Consider the following 16,945-nt stretch of genomic DNA (forward strand, 5'->3'; position numbering starts at 1 on the left):
CCCGTGGCGGAAACCTATGCGACCGGGCCCTTTGCCGCGCCGACCGAGCAGAAGCGGCTGCGGATGCTGGAGCGGTTCCGCGACCCCGACACGGTGGCGATCCTGGAGTCGCTGCCGGCGGCGGAGTCGTGGCGGTGCCTGGAGATCGGGGCCGGCGCCGGTTCGGTGACCCGCTGGCTCTCGTCGCGCTGCGCCCACGTCGTGGCCGCCGATCTGGACGTGCGGCGCCTGGAGCCGGCGCCCAACGTCACGGTGCTCGAAACCGACATCACCACGCATGCGTTCGAACCGGCCTCGTTCGATCTGATCCACGCCCGTGCCGTGATGTGTCACCTGCCCACCCGAGACCAGATCGTCGCCGACGCCCTGGACTGGCTCACCCCCGGCGGCTGGTTCGTCGTCGAGGACGTCTACACGCTGCCGGTCGGCTCCAGCCCCTATCCGGCCATGAACGTCTACGCCCAGGCCGCGGCCGCTTCGGCTCAGGCTCGCGGTGCCGACATGCAGTGGGGCACAAGGCTTCCCGGGCTCATGGCGCAGGACGGCTACGTGGACATCCAGGTGGAGACGAAGCCGCGGATGATCGGCCTCGGCGGCCTGGCCGACGACCTGTGGCGGCTCAACCTCGTTCAGGCCGGGCCGCACCTGATCGCCAAGGGGCTGTTCACGCAGGAGGCGCTGGACGAGTGCCTGGCGCTGATCGACGATCCCGGTTTCGTGGATGTCCGCTATATCGGCATTTCCGTCTGGGCCCGCAAGCCGGAGTGAGCGGCGCGGCGAATCGCCGCGATCGCCGACCGGGCCGCGCCGATGAGGCCGAACCCCATCGGCACCAGGATCACCAGCAGCGCCACCACGCCGCCGATCGCCGACCACCCGCCGTCCGGGATCGCCGACACCGCCAGCCCGATCACCCGGAGGGTGGCTCGCAGCGTGAACCCGAAGTAGTAGGAGAACGCGATCGCCACGCCGGGCACGTACAGCAGCAGATAGGCCCTGGCCCAGAACAGTTCCCGCGGTGTCGCCGCACCGATCAGGTCCAGGTCGTCGTGACCGGCCCGACGGATCAACCGGCGGAACACCGCGCCCTTGAGCTCCCACAGGTTCTTGCTGTTGGTCAGCACCAGGAACAGGGCGTAGAAGTCGGTGCGCATGTACACGGCGGTCTGCGCGACGATGGCGCCGACGTTGATGAACACCGCGACCCGCATGATCGGGTCGGGACCGACGAACTCCTGGAGTATCACCAGAACCGCCACGATGGCGGCGTCGATCAGGATGCCGGCGACCAGCGGCACCGCGCGGCGTCGGCGGGGCAGCACCCACAGGCCGGTCACGTCCGTCTGCGCGACGATGAAGAACAGCCTGCGGCCGAAGGAGATCCGGCCGTAGACGCCGTACTGGGCGGCGGCCAGCTTGTGCGCCATCTCGTGGATGACGGTGAGCACGGCCGAGACCACTGTGATGGACAGCAGGCTGGCCAACGGGACCGTGAACGGCACGCCGTCGTGGTAGTCCGGCCGCAGCGCGGGATCGACCACGAGCAACATCAGCCCGATCACCACCAGCGCCGCCTGCGCGGCCAAGCCCACCGGGCCGAAGAGGACACGGCCGAGGCGGTGGCCGAACGGCGGCGTGTCGGCCGGCGGCTCCTCGTCGCTCAGGATGCCGGCCTCGGTCAGGTCGTGCAGGAAGTCGTCGACATCCACCGGCTCGCCGACCATCTCGCCCGCCCGGGCCGTGCACTCGGCCACCGAAAGGCCTTCCTGCAACCACAACACGATCCGGCCGCCGACCGCCGGCACCTCGACGAAGTCGGGGCCGCCCCGCCGGCCGAGCAGGTATCCGTCGCCGTCCGGGACGACCGTGACCGCCTGGATCATCGGCACAGCTCGCAATCGGGATGGTGTTGCCATGCATGGCGTTCCGTGGTCATGCCGTCGGCCAGCTCCACGACGTGATAGCAGGCCGCGGCGACCGGAGGCTCGGTGCGCCGCAGGTAGCGCATCGCCTCCATCGTCACGAAGCCGGCCAGCAGCTGCACGACCGGTCCGGTGGCGCGGTTGACCGGATTCCGCTCGAACAGCGCGTCCCGCATCGGCCCCTCGTCGCCGCGGTGCAGGTGCAGGCAGCGCCGGCAGGGCGACCGGCCCGGCTCCACCGACCAGTAGCACAGCGTCGAATAGGCCAGACCGCCCACGACATAGGGGATTCCGAGCTCGAAGCAGGCCTCGTTGACCATGAGCTGGATGTCGTCCGGGCTGTCGACGGCGCACACCACCAGGTCGTGGCCCTCGGCCAGTTCCCGGACGGCCGCGGCGCTGTCCACCCGGCGGTGCACCGGTTCGACGACCGTGCCCGGGGAGTAGGAATCCGCCCAGGCCTTGGCCGCGTCCACCTTGCGCTCGCCGACCGCGGCCAGGCCGTAGGCGAACTGCCGGGCCAGGTTCTTGGTCTCCACCACGTCGAAATCGACCAGCGTCACGTGCCCGACGCCCAGCCCCACCATGGATTGCAGCACGCCGGAGCCCACCCCGCCCGCGCCCAGCAGCAGCACCCGGGCCGCCGCCACCGCCCGGTGCTGGTCGGCGCTGCTCACGTCCAGGCTCGCCGTCACGTCGTAGAAGCGCAGGTTGCTCTCGTGCCGCCGCCGGACCTCGGGCGGCAGGGTCTCGTCGTCGCCGGCCCGTTCCAGCAGACCCCACTCGTCGAACTGCGCGACCGCCGCGGCAACGTCCCGCTCGGACACCGTGAACCCGTTGGCCGCCATGGCATCGGCCAGTTCCGGCTCGGCGCGGCGGCCTTCCCGCAGCAGGCCGAGCAGGGCCGCGACGGCGCCGTCCTCGTCGTCGAGATGGACGCGTTCCAGCGCGCGCCGGTGGATCACGACGCTGCCGGCGTCGGGCAGCACCAGCACGGATTTCAGGCGTGGCAACACAAGCGGTCTCCCGGTTACGGACCGAGCCGTCCCCGGTCGAGGCGGGGACGGCTCGGCGTGCTGGCGACTCAGGCCGCCTCGGACTCCGTCTGGTGGTTGCGCGTCGCCTCGATGCGCTCCACCTTCTTCACCGTGATCTTCATGTGTTGTCACCCCCTCGATCGAGGGCATGATCCTGCGCCGCCCCCGCTCCCGGCCGACAGGGAGCCAGCCCCCAGTCGACCCAGGAACATTTCCCGACCCCCCGCGAGTCACGCTCTCGGGCACACCGAAATACGGTTTCGGGCAGACCGGATCTGCACCGCCGCGGGTTTCGGTGTGACGCTGAGCGTGACTCGCGGGGGTATCAGAGTCGGTGGGTGGCGAGACGGGTTTCGCTGACGGTGGTGGCGAAGCGGTCGGTGCGGGCGTCGGTCCAGACGGCGGCAACGGAGCGCAGCCAGTGCAGCTCGGACTCGCCGTCGGTGCCGCCCTGGCGGACGAGGTCGAGTGGATCGGTGGCCATGGGCAGGCCGGCGGCGTGCACGGCGATGGCGACCTTGAGCCAGCAGGCGGTGGTCATCGGGGCCATCACCTCGGGCGGCACGTCGGAGACGAAGACCTCGATCTGTGCGAGGTCGGCCGGCTGGACCCAGTCGTTCATGATCAGCATGCCGTCACGGATCTCGACCAGCCGCCGGTGCAGGCGGAGCTGGCTGTTCTGCGGCCGCAGCGCGTCGACCAGGAACGGTCGGGGCGGGTCGAGCGCGATGTGCGGCACGGCCGTGACGAGGGATTTCCACAGCGGGTACAGGGCACTGGCGTTGCGCCAGGCCGACCAGCCCAGCAGCAGCGGCACGAAGGCGGCGATCGAGCAGCCCAGTGAGACGCCGATGGTGTGCGGGGACGAGACGTAGGTGCCGAAGGCGACGGCGGATTCGACCCCACCGAACACGGCGACGAACCGGCTGCCGATGAACACCGTGAAGCCGACCGACCCGATGATCAGCAGCAGCACGGGGATACGCACCAGCCACGACCGCACGCGGCCGAACGCCAGCAGCAGCAGAACCAGCGTCGCCACGGTGGCGATGCCTTGGTAGACCAGGTAGACGACCCAGTACACGTCCAAAATGGACACCGTGCCGGGCACCGGGAAGAAGTGCGGCCGGGCCTTGCCGCCGCTCAGGGTGAAGATCACGTACGACGCGATCATCACGACAACCGTGACGCCGCAGGAGATCCAGCGTAGCCACGGGGAAATGCGCACCTCGGCCGCGCGGGCGGCGAAGGTCAGCAGCGTGGCGGCGACACCGACGGCCATGACGCTGGAGGCGAGGTACTGGAAGTTGACGTCGCCCGTGATGCCCCGAATGAAGGCGTTGGTGTCCTTCTGCAGCATGGTGATGCCCAGCGCCAGCATCAGCAGCGCGAACCACAGCGGCCGCTGGTTGCGGGACCGCAGCGCCGAGACGCGCACGATCACGACGATCCAGCACAGGTAGAGCAGGACCGTCTGAATCAGGTCAGTCACCGTCGTTGATCCCCAGAATCGTGCCGAGCCTGCTGTCGGCGTCGCCGAGCGCGCGGGCGTGCCGCCGGGCCACCCGCTCCAGGATGAGGCTGGCCACCATCTCGGCGTCCTTCTCCTGGCCGGTGGTGTAGCTGGTGCGGGCCAGCACCTGCCGCACCAGGCCGGAGTCGACCTGCCCCTCGCTCAGGGCCTCGGTCAGCGCGGACGGCAGGTCCTCGGTCACGTGATCGCACAGCATGTGCCCGATCTCGTGCAGGATGATGTGCTCCTGGTGGAACCGGCTGGTCCGGTGCTCGACGAAGACGTGGTCGGCGACGTCGGTGGCGATCCACATGCCGCAGGCGTTGAGGCCCGAGGACGGCGGCACGTTCAGGGGGTGCACGTGCAGCGGCCGGCCGCGCTGGGCGGAGATCACCCGGCACAGCGCGTCCACGGAGAACGGGCCCGCGGTCGTGTACCGATCGGCGATCGCGCGCAGCTCGCGCTGTCTGGTCACGGGGTCCGCCTCGTCGGTCTGCGCCGGCGGGCACCGGTGGTACGGCGCCCGCACGGCGGAGTCAGTCATCGGACTCGTCGAGCTTCTCGATCTGCCGGGCCCGCTCCACCAGCTCGAGAATGGCCCGCTGGCTCTGCTCGGACAGCCCGTCGGCGCGCATCGCGATCATCCGCACGCCCTGCTGCCGCAGGCAGGCGGCCAGTTCCATGTCCTCGCTGGTCACCTCGTGGTCGAAGAAGTAGGCCGGCGGCCGTTGGAAGAAGCGGGCCAGCGCCTGCAGCCGGTCGCCCGTCGGATTGCCCCGCTGCCCGGTGCGCAGCATCCACAGGTAGCCGGTCGAGATGGACAGCCCCGTCTCCCGCCGGATCTCCCGCGCGATCGCCGCGTTGCCCGGCGGTTTCGACCAGCGCTCGCCGATCAGCGCGTTGATCTTGTCGGCGACCGACTCGCCCATACCGTCCCCCAGCTCCCCCAGAAACCACCGTTCACCGTATTGAACACGGAACGCGCATGTCAAGAAACGCAGCGTATTGACAGCGCCCACCCCGGCTGGAAGGCTGAGTAAAACGTCCACCAGAATGAACAGCCCGGCGCCCGCCGGTCGTTCACCGCGGCGGACGTCGCACTGGGGCGATTGTCGAGTGGCAGGACGCGACCAGGGGGCGCGTCCTGCCTCCTCCGGCGCTTACAGCACCCTCCCCACGTACCCGATCGCCTCCGGCAGCACCCGCCGCCAGTAGCCGTCCGTGTGCTCGCCATGGTCGAACGACGCCACCTCGGCGTGTGGCACCAGCTCCCGGGCCGAGTCGTAGAACGGGTCCTCTTCCCCGCACCAGACGCCCAGCCGCTTCGGCAGCGGATGCCGCAGGGGCTCGTACGACGCCCACTGCGCCTCGTCGGCGAAGGCGTCGACCGTGCGGGCGTCGTCCCACGACCGGAACAGGGCGGGGCTCAGCACGGCGGCCGGCAGGCCGGCGTCACGGGCGTAGACCAGGCCGCCGAAGCAGCCCATGGAAATGCCGAGGACCGCTCGCGGCGGAGCCAGGCCGGCGGCCTGGAGCCAGCCAGGCAGCTCCTCGCGCAGCATCCGCTGGGGATCATCGGACGGCGTGCGCGACACGCAGTAGGAATCGCCGCCGTCCACCGCCACCACGGTGAACCTCGCCTGCGCCGCCGCGAGGAAGGCGGGCACCCCGAGGTCGATCATGCCCCGAGCGGAGTTGCCACGGCCGTGCAGGAGCACGCACACCGGCAGCCCCGGCCGCATGACCACCATGTCCACGTCACGGCCCCGAGCGGCGGATCGCTGCCGGGTGACGGAGACCGGGACGGGCTTCACCGCGGGCACCACTCCGTCGGGTCCGGTCCACCCCAGCAGCCGCCGTAGCCGGGTCTGCTCGACCATCGCACCGGCGACCAGAGCCGCCCCCACCCCGCCTCCGACCAGCACTGCCCGCCGTGAAATCACGATCAAGAGACGCCCGAACGGGCAGAAGGGTTCCGAACTGGACACAATGTGCGCCACGGGGGCCAACCATGGACACTGTGACACTGCCCTTTCCCGCGGCGGCCACCCACGATACTGACTTCTCGCCCAGGTGACGTCAGGAGCAGCCATGGCACACTCCCCGGTCCCGGTCACCCCGACAGACGGCCGCGTCGAGCTCGCGGACGACGCGGCGATCGCCGACAGCCGGTTCTACAACAGCGAGCTGGCCCCGGTGCCGCTGGAGAAGCGCACCTGGACGACGTACAACTTCTTCGCGCTGTGGATGGGCATGGCCCACAACATCCCCAGCTACACCCTGGCCGCCTCGCTGATCGCGCTGGGCATGGACTGGGTGCAGGCGTTCCTGACGATCACCCTGGGCAACCTGATCGTGCTGGTGCCGATGCTGCTCAACAGCCACGCCGGCACCAAGTACGGCATCCCGTTCCCGGTGTTCGCCCGCAGCTTCTACGGGGTACGTGGGGCGAACCTGCCGGCCCTGCTGCGGGCGTTCATCGCCTGCGGCTGGTTCGGCATCCAGACGTGGGTCGGCGGCGAGGCGCTGTACGTGATCGTCGGCAAGCTGTTCGGCGGCGGCTGGAGCAATGCCGCGGCGATCGGCGGCCAGCCGTGGACGCTGTGGCTGTCCTTCGCAGCGTTCTGGGTCGTGCAGATGCTGATCATCTGGCGCGGCATGGACGCCATCCGCCGGTTCGAGAACTGGACGGCGCCGCTGGTGTCGGTGGGCTTCCTGATCCTGCTGGTCTACGTGCTGGTCAAGGCGGGCGGCTTCGGCCCGATCCTGTCCGAGCCGTCCAAGCTGGGCTGGGGATCGGGCTTCTGGGCGGTGTTCGCGCCCTCGCTGATGGCGATGATCGCCTTCTGGTCGACGCTGTCGCTGAACATGCCCGACTTCACCCGGTTCGGCGGCAGCCAGCGCAAGCAGTTCTGGGGCCAGATCCTGGGCCTGCCCACGACCATGTCGTTCATCGCGATCGTGGCCATCCTGACCACCTCGGGCGCGGTCGCCCTGTACGGCGAGGCGATCTGGGACCCGGCGCAGCTGGCGGCCCGCTTCGACAGCCCGGTGCTGGTGGTCGTCGCGCTGATCGCCCTGGTGCTGGCGACCATCTCGGCCAACCTGGCGGCCAACGTGGTGTCGCCGTCCTACGACTTCTCCAACGCCGTGCCCAAGCGCATCACGTTCGCCACCGGCGGCCTGATCACCGGCGTGCTGGGTGTGCTGATCCAGCCGTGGCGGCTGATCTCCGACCCGCACATCTACATCTTCACCTGGCTCGGCTTCTACGGCGGCGTGCTGGCCGCCGTGGCCGGGGTGCTGGTCGCCGGCTACTGGTTGATCGACCGCACCCAGCTGTCGCTTCCGGACCTGTACCAGGAGAACGGCAAGTACTGGTTCACCGGCGGCTGGAACTGGCGGGCGCTGGTGGCCACCGTCGTCGGCGCGGTGATCGCGGTCGGCGGCGCCTACTCCGCGCCCGGCACCGGCCCGTTCCCGGCCGACGGCCTGATCCCGTTCCTCAAGCCCGTCTACGACTACAGCTGGGTGGCCGGCCTGATCGCCGCCTTCCTGCTGTACCTGGTGCTGACGCCGAGAACGTCGGCGACATCGGCAGTCACCGTGGCGACCAACTAGGCAAGGAGACGCAACGTGGCACAGATCGTCCGAGCCGGCCTCGTCCAGCAGCGCTGGACCGGGGACAAGGAATCGATGATCGCGAACGCGGTGGCCGCCATCGGGACCGCCGCCTCACAGGGCGCTCAGGTCATCTGCCTCCAGGAGTTGTTCTACGGCCCCTACTTCTGCCAGGTGCAGGACGCGGACTACTACTCCTACACCGAGCAGATCCCGGACGGGCCGACCACGCAGCTGCTGTGCGAGGTGGCCAAGCAGCACGGCGTGGTGCTGATCGCCCCCATGTACGAGCAGGAGCAGCCGGGCGTCTACTACAACACCGCGGCGGTCATCGACGCCGACGGCAAGTACCTGGGCAAGCACCGCAAGAACCACATCCCACAGGTCAAGGGGTTCTGGGAGAAGTTCTACTTCCGGCCCGGCAACATGGGCTACCCGGTGTTCGACACCGCGGTCGGCCGCATCGGCGTCTACATCTGCTACGAGCGCCACTTCCCCGAGGGCTGGCGGGCACTGGGCCTGGCCGGCGCCAAGATCGTGTTCAACCCGTCGGCCACCAGCCGCGGCCTGTCCGAGTACCTGTGGCGGCTGGAGCAGCCGGCGGCCGCGGTGGCCAACGAGTACTTCGTCGGCACGATCAACCGGGTCGGCGTGGAACCACTGGGCGACAACGACTTCTACGGCCAGACCTACTTCGCCGACCCGCGCGGGCAGCTGATCGGCGAGGCCGCCTCCGACACCGAGGAGGAGATCGTCGTCCGCGATCTCGACATGGGCCTGCTGGCCGAGGTCCGCGACCTGTGGGCGTTCTACCGCGACCGCCGCCCGGACAGCTACGAATCGCTGGTGAAGCCGTGAGCATCCTGATCAAGGGCGGCACCGTGCTCAGCTCGACCGGCTCGGTGGCCGCCGACGTGGTCGTGGACGGCGAGCGCGTCACGGCCGTGGTGGCGCCGGACTCGTGGCCCGGCAACGCCGACACGGTGATCGACGCGTCCGGCAAGTACGTGCTGCCGGGCGGCATCGACGGGCACACGCACATGGAGATGCCCTTCGGCGGCACCTTCTCGGCCGACACGTTCGAGACCGGCACGACCGCGGCGGCGTGGGGCGGCACCACCACCATCGTCGACTTCGCCGTGCAGGCCAAGGGAACCTCACTTCTGTCCACTTTGGACAAGTGGCATGAGAAGGCCGACGGCAACTGCGCGGTCGACTACGGCTTCCACATGATCGTGTCGGACGTCAACGACGGCACGCTCAAGGAGATGGACGCCTGCGTCGACGCCGGCGTGAACACGTTCAAGATGTTCATGGCCTACCCCGGCGTCTTCTACTCCACCGACGGCGAGATCCTGCTGGCGATGCAGCGGGCGCGGGCCAACGGCGGCACGATCATGATGCACGCCGAGAACGGCATCGCCATCGACCAGCTTGTCGCGCAGGCGATCGCCGCCGGGCGCACCGATCCCGTGCAGCACGGCCTGACCCGGCCGCCGGAGCTGGAGGGCGAGGCCACCCACCGGGCCATCCAGCTGGCCAAGGTCACCGGCGCGCCGCTGTACATCGTGCACCTGTCGGCGGCGCAGGCGCTGGAAGCCGTTGCTGAGGCCCGGAACACGGGCCAGAACGTGTTCGCCGAGACCTGCCCGCAGTACCTGTTCCTGTCCATCGAGGACCTGGCCCGCCCGGACTTCGAGGGCGCCAAGTTCGTCGCTTCCCCGCCGCTGCGGGAGAAGTCGCACCAGGGCGCGCTGTGGCAGGGGCTGCGGACCAACGACCTGTCGGTGGTGTCGACCGACCACTGCCCGTTCTGCTTCGTGGAGCAGAAGGAGCTGGGCCGCGGCGACTTCTCCAAGATTCCCAACGGAATGCCCGGCGTCGAACACCGGATGGACCTGATCTACCAGGGCGTGGTCGGCGGCGAGCTGACGTTGCAGCGCTGGGTCGAGGTCACCTCGACCACGCCGGCCCGGATGTTCGGGCTGTATCCCCGCAAGGGCGTCATCGCGCCCGGTTCGGACGCCGACATCGTGGTGTACGACCCGGCCGCGAAGCAGACGCTGTCGGCGACGACACACCACATGAACGTGGACTACTCGGCATACGAGGGGCTGGAGATCACCGGGCGCGTCGACACCGTGCTGTCGCGGGGCCGGGTTGTTGTCGACAGCGGCGGCTGGCACGGGGCCAAGGGGCACGGCCGGTTCCTGTCCCGCGAACTCAACCAGTACCTGAACTGAGAGGCCCAGCAATGGACTTCGGCGTTGTACTCCAAACGGATCCGCCGGCCCGCAACGTCGTCGAGATGATGAAGGCGGCCGAGGGTGGCGGCTTCCGCTACGGCTGGACGTTCGACTCGGTCGTGCTGTGGCAGGAGCCTTTTGTCATCTACTCCCAGATCCTGGCCGCCACGAGCGAGCTGGTCGTCGGCCCGATGGTGACCAATCCCAGCACCCGGGACTGGTCGGTGACGGCGTCGCTGTTCGCCACCCTCAACGACATGTTCGGCAACCGGACCGTGTGCGGCATCGGCCGTGGCGACTCCGCGCGCCGGGTGATCGGCCAGAAACCGGCGTCCCTGGCCACCTTGAGCGAGGCCATGCACGTGATCAAGGACCTCGCCGAGGGGCGCGAGGCCCAGCACCACGGTGTGCCGGTGCAGATCCCGTGGGTGCGTGACGGCAAGCTGGAGATGTGGATGGCGGCCTACGGGCCACGGGCGCTGAAGCTGGTCGGCGAGCAGGCCGACGGCTTCATCCTGCAGACCGCCGACCCGGACATCGCCCGCTGGACCATCGGCTCCGTGCGGGAAGCCGCCGTCGCCGCCGGCCGTGATCCCTCGGCCGTGACGATCTGTGTCGCCGCACCGGCCTACGTCGGCTCCGACCTGGCGCACCAGCGGGACCAGCTGCGCTGGTTCGGCGGCATGGTCGGCAACCACGTCGCCGACCTGGTCGCCCGTTACGGCGAGGGCGGCGGGGTGCCGAAGGCGTTGACCGACTACATCAAGGGCCGCGAGGGCTACGACTACGCCCACCACGGCAAGGCCGGCAACCCCTCCACCGACTTCGTCCCCGACGAGATCGTCGACCGCTTCTGCCTCGTAGGCCCCGAATCCGCCCATATCGAGCGCCTCCAGGAGCTCGCCTCCCTCGGCGTAGACCAGTTCTCCCTCTACCTCATGCACGACGACCGCGACAAAACCCTCGCCTCCTACAGCACCTCCGTGATCCCCACCCTCTAGCCCCCGCGAGTCACGCTCACAGACACACCGAAACACGGTTTCGGGCAGAACTGCGCCGCAGGTCTCAGAACTGCTCGAAACCGTGTTTCGCACTGCCGGAGAGCGTGACTCGCGGGGGTTCAGTGGAGGGTTGAGGCGTGGTCGGGGACGTAGTTCTGGGTGTCCTTGGGCGGGCGCTGGTAGCCGGTGGACGGGGGACGCTTGGGCAGCTTGAGTTCCGGCAGCTTGACGTCGTGGTAGGGGATGGACGACAGCAGGTGGGCGATCATGTTGATCCGGGCCCGCCGCTTGTCGTCGCTCTCCACGGTCATCCAGCGGGCCTCGGGGATGTCGGTGTGCACCAGCATCTCGTCCTTGGCCCGTGAGTAGTCCTCCCACCGGGTGATGGACTCGGCGTCCATGGGCGACAGCTTCCAGCGGCGCATGGGGTCGTCGAGGCGGTCGTGGAAGCGCTTCTCCTGCTCGTCGTCGGAGACGGAGAACCAGTACTTGCGCAGCAGCAGGCCGTCCTCGACGAGCAGCCGCTCGAAGATGGGGCACTGGTGCAGGAACCGGTGGTACTCGTCGGGCGTGCAGAAGCCCATCACCCGCTCGACGCCGGCGCGGTTGTACCAGCTGCGGTCGAACAGCACGATCTCGCCGGCGGCCGGCAGCTGGGCGATGTAGCGCTGGAAGTACCACTGCGACCGTTCCCGCTCGGACGGCGCCGGCAGGGCAGCGATGCGCGCGACGCGGGGGTTGAGGAACTCGGTGACGCGTTTGATGGCGCCGCCCTTGCCGGCGGCGTCCCGGCCCTCGAACACGATGGCCACCCGCGCCTTCTCGGCCCGGACCCACTCCTGGAGCTTCACCAGCTCGGCCTGCAGCCGCAGCAGCTCGGTCTCGTACAGCGTACGGTCGAGTCGCTTGCCCATCGGTCGTCCCTCCTGCCGATCTTCGTGAATGCCGTCCCAGTGTCACCGACCGCGCCACTCGACCCGGGGGTTGCCACCGGATGCCCGTCGGTTTACTGTTACCTCCAGTAACAGGTAACTCGGGAGGTCGGCGATGACGGAACCCGACAAGCTGCTGCTGCAACCCCGTGACGTGCGGTTCGACTGGTCGCAGCTGCCCATGCACTGGGTGCCGCGGGAGCCGTTCGCCACGCACGTGCTCAACGTCCTGCACCTGCTGCTGCCCGAGGGCGAGCGCTGGTTCTGCCGGGTCTTCCAACAGGCCCTGCCACTGATCACCGACGACCGGCTGGCCGAGGACGTCCGCGGCTTCATCGGCCAGGAGGCGATGCACGCGGAGGCCCACCAGGGCGTCCTCGCCCACCTGCCGGCCAAGGGCCTCGACCCGGACCCGTTCGTGGCCCAGGTGTCGTGGATCTTCAAGCGCATCCTCGGCGAGCGGCCGACGCTCACCGTCCGGGCCCACCAGGAGTACCTGATCGAGCGACTGGCCATGGTCGCGGCCATCGAGCACGTCACGGCGTTCCTCGGCGACTGGATCCTCAACTCCCCCGGCCTCGACCGGGCCAAGGCCGATCCGACCATGCTCGACCTGCTGCGCTGGCACGGCGCGGAGGAGGTGGAGCACCGCTGCGTCGCCTTCGACGTGATGCGACACTTCGACGGCCGCTACCTGCGCCGGGCGCGGGCCATGGTGATCGCCGGCCCGGTGCTGTGGATCATGTGGGTCAAGGGCGCGAAGTTCCTGCTGGCCAACGATCCCGAGCTGCCGCGCGGCACCAAGGCCACCTGGAGCGACTACCGGCGCGCGGTCCGAAAAGGACTGATGCCGGGGCCGTGGCGGATCGCCCGCTCGATGTCCCGCTACTTCAAGCCGAGCTACTACCCCACGCAGGAGGGCTCCACCGCGCAGGCCGTGGCCTACCTGGCGCAGTCCCCGGCCGCACAGGCAGCCCACTGATGCCGGACCGGTTCATCCAGGGCCTCGCCCGGTTCACGGACGTCTACACCCGGGCGCTGCCACTCTGGGGCCGCAGCCGACAGCGGACGGTCCCGCTGGAGCGGCCGCTGGATCTCGTTGTCAGCGAACGGAAACAGGTCGCCGACGACGTCGTGGGCCTCCGGCTGGCCGGGGACGACCTGCCGGCCTGGCAGCCCGGGGCGCATCTCGACCTGCACCTGCCGTCCGGACTGCGGCGGCAGTACTCGCTGTGCGGGGACCCCGGCGACCGCACGTACCGCATCGCGGCCCGGCTCATCGGCCCGGGATCGGCCGAGGTGCACGAGTTGAAGCCCGGCACGCGGGTCACGGTTCGCGGGCCGCGCAACGCCTTTCCCTTCGTGGCCCAGGGAAAGGCGCTGTTCGTCGCGGGCGGCATCGGCATCACGCCGATCCTGCCCATGGTTCGGATGGCGGCCCGGCTGGGCATGGACTGGCGCCTGGTCTGCAAGGGACGGTCGCTGCCCTTCCTCGACGAACTGCCCTCCGGCGACGTGACGATCAATCCCGGTCGCGACGAGCTGCTGGCCGACGCCCCGGAAGGCGGCGCGGTCTACGTCTGCGGCCCGTCGGGCATGTTGGACGCCGTGAAGCGGGGTTTCCGCGACTGCCCGGCGACCGGCCTGCACTACGAGCGGTTCGGGCCGCCACCGATCATCGACGGTCACCCGTTCGAGGTGCAGCTGGGCGTGGACGGACCGGTGCTCGACGTGCCGGCCGACCGATCCGCACTGGCCGTGCTGCGCGATTTCCGGCCCAGCGTGCCGTACTCGTGCCAGCAGGGCTTCTGCGGCACCTGCCGGCAGCGCACGGTCGACGGCAGTGACATCCTGGTGTGCGTCGAGCGCACCGACGGCGAGCGCTTGGTCCTGGAGGAACGATGAAGAGCAGGACTGTGGCCTCCGACGGCGTTCGGCTGGCCGTCTACGAGCAGGGCGACCCGGCGAAGCCGACGGTGCTGCTGGTGCACGGCTACCCCGACACGCACCTCATGTGGCAGGACGTGGCCGCGCGGCTGGTCGAGGACTTTCACGTGGTCAGCTACGACACGCGGGGCTCGGGCAAGACCGGCAAGCCGTCCACTGTGGAGGGGTATCGGCTCGAACACCTCGGCCGCGATCTGATGGCCGTGGCCGACGCGGTCAGCCCCGACCGTCCGGTGCACGTCGTCGCCCACGACTGGGGGTCGATCCAGGCGTGGGAGGCCGTGACCGAGCCGGCCAACGCCGACCGGATCGCTTCGTACACCTCGATTTCCGGGCCGTGCCTCGATCATGTGGCGCACTGGATGCGGCGGCCGAGCCTCAAGTCGGTCCGGCAGCTTATGCACTCGTGGTACATCGGCTTCTTCCACCTGCCCGTGGTGCCGACGCTGGTCTGGCGGCTGTGGCTGGGGCGCAACTGGGGTCGCATGCTGGCCATGGTCGACGGCGTGCCGCGTCGACCCGGGCATCCCGCGCCGACGATCACCAAGGACGGCATCAACGGGATGTCGTTGTACAAGGCCAATTTCCGGCCCGTGACACGTAATCCACGAGATCGCCGCACGACCGTTCCGGTGCAGGTCATCCAGCCCACGCGGGACCGCTACGTCACCGCGGCGCTGACCGAGAACCTTCAGAAGTGGGCGCCGAATCTGTGGCGTCGCACCGTTGCGGCCAGCCACTGGGTCCCCATCACGCATCCGGACGTGATCGCCCGCATGGCCACCGAGTTCATCCAGCACGTCTCCGGCGAGGCGGCCACGCGGTCGCTGCGCCGGGCCGAGGTCGGCCGGCACCGGCCGCCGTTCGCCGACAAGCTGGTCGTGATCACCGGCGGCGGCAGCGGCATCGGCCGGGCCACCGCGCTGGCGTTCGCCAAGCAGGGCGCGGAGGTCGTGGTCTGCGACGTCAACCACGACACCGCCAGCGAGACCGCGGTCCTGGTCGGTGGGCGGGCGACCGCGTACCAGGTGAACGTGGCCGACGAGGGCGCCGTGGCCAAGTTCGCCGCCGATGTCGCCGCCGAGCACGGCATTCCCGACGTCGTGGTCAACAACGCCGGCATCGGGCACGCCGGGACGCTGATGGACGCCACCACCGAGGAGTGGCAGCGGGTGCTGGGCGTCAACCTGTGGGGCGTGATCCACGGCTGCAAGTCGTTCGGCGAGCTCATGATCGCCGGCGGCGAGGGCGGGCACATCGTCAACGTGGCCTCGGGCGCCGCCTACGTGCCGTCCAAGCTGCTCGGCGTGTATTCGACGTCCAAGGCGGCGGTGTTCATGCTGTCCGACTGCCTGCGGGCCGAGCTCGCCTCGGCCGGCATCGGCGTGTCGACCATCTGCCCCGGCATCGTGAACACGAACATCGCCGGCACCACCACCTTCTCCGGCGCTTCGGCCGCCGAGCAGGCGCAGAAGCAGCGGGACAGCACCCGGGTCTACCGTCGGCGCAACTTCCCGCCCGAGCGGGTGGCCGCCGAGATCGTGCGGGCCGTGCGGCAGCGGCGCGCGATCGTGCCGGTCACGGTCGAGTCCAAGGCCGCCCGGGTGATCAGCCGAGTCGCCCCGTCCGTGCTGCGCGGGGTTGCCGCTAGATTCTGACCCATGACTTCGCGCCCGTTCCAGGTCGTCTGCGAGATCGAGCCGCCGACTCGGCCCGATCTGATGCACGTGCGGCACCAGATCGGCACCCTGTCCAAGGTCGCCGGCAGCTTTCTCATCCCCGACAACCACATCGGGCGGGCCACCGTGTCCAGTGTGGCCGTCGCGCACGAGGTGCAGGCCATGGGCGGGCGCAGCATCGCCTGCCTCAACTCCCGTGACCGCAACATGTTGGGCTTCCGCCGCGACCTGCTCACCGCCGCCGCCTACGGCGTCGAGGAGTTCCTGTTCGTCTACGGCGACAAGCCGGCCACCGGCAGCCGGACCGGGCAGCTCACCGTGCGGACGATGATCGACGAGGTGCGGTCCCTGTCCGAGGACAAGGCCTTCTCCGGCGTCGCCCCGTTCCGGGTCGGCACCGCCGCGGGGCTGCGCCCCCTGCCGTCCTGGAAGCGGGCCGCGGACTTCATGTTCGTGCAGGTCAGCTTCTCCCTCGACGCCCTGCTGCGGTGGCGCGACGCCAACCCCGTCGACATGCCCGTGTACGCCGGCGTCATGGTCATCGCCAGCCAGGCCCACGCCCAGCGGCTGGCCTCCGCCATCCCCGACATCGACATCCCCGCCGACCTCGTCGACCGCCTCGGCAGCGACCGCCTGGCCGGCGTCGAGTCCACGTGCGAGCAGGTCATGCGCATCCGCGAGACCGGCGCCTTCGACGGCGTCCACCTCGTGCCCGTCGCCCGCTACCGCGAGGTCGCCGCCCGGTTGGAGCAGCTGCTCAAGTGATCGCCCAGTTCCTGGCCGCCGCCCGCGCCGTGGCTCCGCTGCTGCACTCCCCCGAGCTGGCCGAGGCGTGGGCCAAGCCCAGCGCCCTGGCCGAGTTCCGCGTCTCCGGCCTGGCCGGCCACCTCGCCGGCCAGGTCGGCAACATCCCCCGTTTCCCTCGACGCCCCCGTGCCCTCGGGCGCGCCCGTAATGGAGGCCGGGGCTACTACTCCCAGCACGGCGAGGTCGACGTCTACTCCGACCGGCCACCCGCATCCGCGTCCTCAGCGAGCAGCACGCCGG

At 69.8% G+C, this 16,945-nt stretch carries 16 protein-coding genes and 1 pseudogene; 10 read left to right on the plus strand and 7 right to left on the minus strand.

The genetic code is table 11. From position 1 onward, the window contains the following. Window positions 1-3 precede the first annotated feature (3 nt). Complete coding sequence (locus tag KUTG_RS13855; protein ID WP_063753520.1) at window positions 4-768, plus strand: class I SAM-dependent methyltransferase; 765 nt, start codon at window positions 4-6, stop codon at window positions 766-768. Here the strand turns inward: KUTG_RS13855 and KUTG_RS13860 are convergent. The 6 genes from KUTG_RS13860 to KUTG_RS13885 all read right to left on the minus strand — a co-directional run bounded on the left by KUTG_RS13860 (window position 729) and on the right by KUTG_RS13885 (window position 6,379). Further along, window positions 729-1,883 (minus strand): hypothetical protein, encoded by a 1,155-nt coding sequence (locus KUTG_RS13860; protein ID WP_157494528.1) that lies wholly within the window; start codon window positions 1,881-1,883, stop codon window positions 729-731. The two genes, KUTG_RS13855 and KUTG_RS13860, sit on opposite strands and share 40 nt — an antisense overlap. Beyond that, window positions 1,880-2,938: a HesA/MoeB/ThiF family protein gene (locus KUTG_RS13865; RefSeq protein ID WP_043717221.1), complete on the minus strand. Its 1,059-nt coding sequence runs from the start codon at window positions 2,936-2,938 to the stop codon at window positions 1,880-1,882. The genes KUTG_RS13860 and KUTG_RS13865 overlap by 4 nt, the downstream gene beginning before the upstream one ends. A 346-nt stretch (window positions 2,939-3,284) precedes the next feature. Continuing rightward, on the minus strand, window positions 3,285-4,451 hold the full coding sequence (locus KUTG_RS13870; RefSeq protein ID WP_043717222.1) for an MAB_1171c family putative transporter: 1,167 nt from the start codon (window positions 4,449-4,451) through the stop codon (window positions 3,285-3,287). Continuing rightward, on the minus strand, window positions 4,444-5,016 hold the full coding sequence (locus tag KUTG_RS13875) for a hypothetical protein (protein WP_063753521.1): 573 nt from the start codon (window positions 5,014-5,016) through the stop codon (window positions 4,444-4,446). The genes KUTG_RS13870 and KUTG_RS13875 overlap by 8 nt, the downstream gene beginning before the upstream one ends. After that, entirely contained in the window at window positions 5,009-5,401 is a 393-nt protein-coding gene (locus KUTG_RS13880; RefSeq protein ID WP_043717223.1) for a mutator mutT family protein, read from the minus strand. Before KUTG_RS13880 ends, KUTG_RS13875 begins: the two co-directional genes overlap by 8 nt. Before the next feature lie 231 nt (window positions 5,402-5,632). Continuing rightward, the gene (locus KUTG_RS13885) at window positions 5,633-6,379 is read right to left on the minus strand and encodes an alpha/beta hydrolase (RefSeq protein ID WP_232240793.1); all 747 of its coding nucleotides are present in this window, start codon (window positions 6,377-6,379) and stop codon (window positions 5,633-5,635) included. A gap of 184 nt (window positions 6,380-6,563) precedes the next feature. Between KUTG_RS13885 and KUTG_RS13890 the strand changes: the two genes are divergently transcribed. The 4 genes from KUTG_RS13890 to KUTG_RS13905 are packed head-to-tail and all read left to right on the plus strand — an operon-like array spanning window position 6,564 to window position 11,340. After that, a complete protein-coding gene (locus KUTG_RS13890) occupies window positions 6,564-8,093 on the plus strand; it encodes an NCS1 family nucleobase:cation symporter-1 (RefSeq protein WP_052394458.1) in 1,530 nt (509 codons plus the stop codon). A 15-nt stretch (window positions 8,094-8,108) separates the two neighbouring features. Further along, complete coding sequence (locus KUTG_RS13895; RefSeq protein ID WP_043717224.1) at window positions 8,109-8,951, plus strand: nitrilase-related carbon-nitrogen hydrolase; 843 nt, start codon at window positions 8,109-8,111, stop codon at window positions 8,949-8,951. Further along, the gene (gene hydA / locus KUTG_RS13900; protein WP_043717226.1) at window positions 8,948-10,336 is read left to right on the plus strand and encodes a dihydropyrimidinase; all 1,389 of its coding nucleotides are present in this window, start codon (window positions 8,948-8,950) and stop codon (window positions 10,334-10,336) included. Before KUTG_RS13895 ends, hydA begins: the two co-directional genes overlap by 4 nt. Before the next feature lie 11 nt (window positions 10,337-10,347). Beyond that, entirely contained in the window at window positions 10,348-11,340 is a 993-nt protein-coding gene (locus KUTG_RS13905) for a TIGR03842 family LLM class F420-dependent oxidoreductase (protein WP_043717227.1), read from the plus strand. A gap of 119 nt (window positions 11,341-11,459) precedes the next feature. Here the strand turns inward: KUTG_RS13905 and ppk2 are convergent, their stop codons facing one another. Continuing rightward, on the minus strand, window positions 11,460-12,254 hold the full coding sequence (gene ppk2 / locus KUTG_RS13910; RefSeq protein ID WP_043717229.1) for a polyphosphate kinase 2: 795 nt from the start codon (window positions 12,252-12,254) through the stop codon (window positions 11,460-11,462). A gap of 133 nt (window positions 12,255-12,387) precedes the next feature. Here ppk2 and KUTG_RS13915 point away from each other — a divergent pair, with 133 nt between their 5' ends. The 5 genes and pseudogenes from KUTG_RS13915 to KUTG_RS61200 form a co-directional block, all read left to right on the plus strand. After that, on the plus strand, window positions 12,388-13,254 hold the full coding sequence (locus tag KUTG_RS13915) for a metal-dependent hydrolase (RefSeq protein ID WP_043717231.1): 867 nt from the start codon (window positions 12,388-12,390) through the stop codon (window positions 13,252-13,254). Then, entirely contained in the window at window positions 13,254-14,177 is a 924-nt protein-coding gene (locus KUTG_RS13920; RefSeq protein WP_157494529.1) for a PDR/VanB family oxidoreductase, read from the plus strand. The genes KUTG_RS13915 and KUTG_RS13920 overlap by 1 nt, the downstream gene beginning before the upstream one ends. Beyond that, window positions 14,174-15,877 carry an SDR family oxidoreductase gene (locus KUTG_RS13925; protein ID WP_043717232.1) on the plus strand — a complete coding sequence of 568 codons (1,704 nt, stop codon included), beginning with the start codon at window positions 14,174-14,176 and terminating at the stop codon, window positions 15,875-15,877. The genes KUTG_RS13920 and KUTG_RS13925 overlap by 4 nt, the downstream gene beginning before the upstream one ends. Window positions 15,878-15,880: 3 nt before the next feature. Continuing rightward, window positions 15,881-16,663 carry a methylenetetrahydrofolate reductase gene (locus tag KUTG_RS13930; protein ID WP_043717233.1) on the plus strand — a complete coding sequence of 261 codons (783 nt, stop codon included), beginning with the start codon at window positions 15,881-15,883 and terminating at the stop codon, window positions 16,661-16,663. Then, a pseudogene (locus tag KUTG_RS61200) lies at window positions 16,660-16,945 on the plus strand (hypothetical protein); the annotation flags it as partial. The gene KUTG_RS13930 and the pseudogene KUTG_RS61200, both read left to right, overlap by 4 nt.

The sequence above is a fragment of the Kutzneria sp. 744 genome (assembly GCF_000568255.1).
GTDB lineage: Bacteria > Actinomycetota > Actinomycetes > Mycobacteriales > Pseudonocardiaceae > Kutzneria.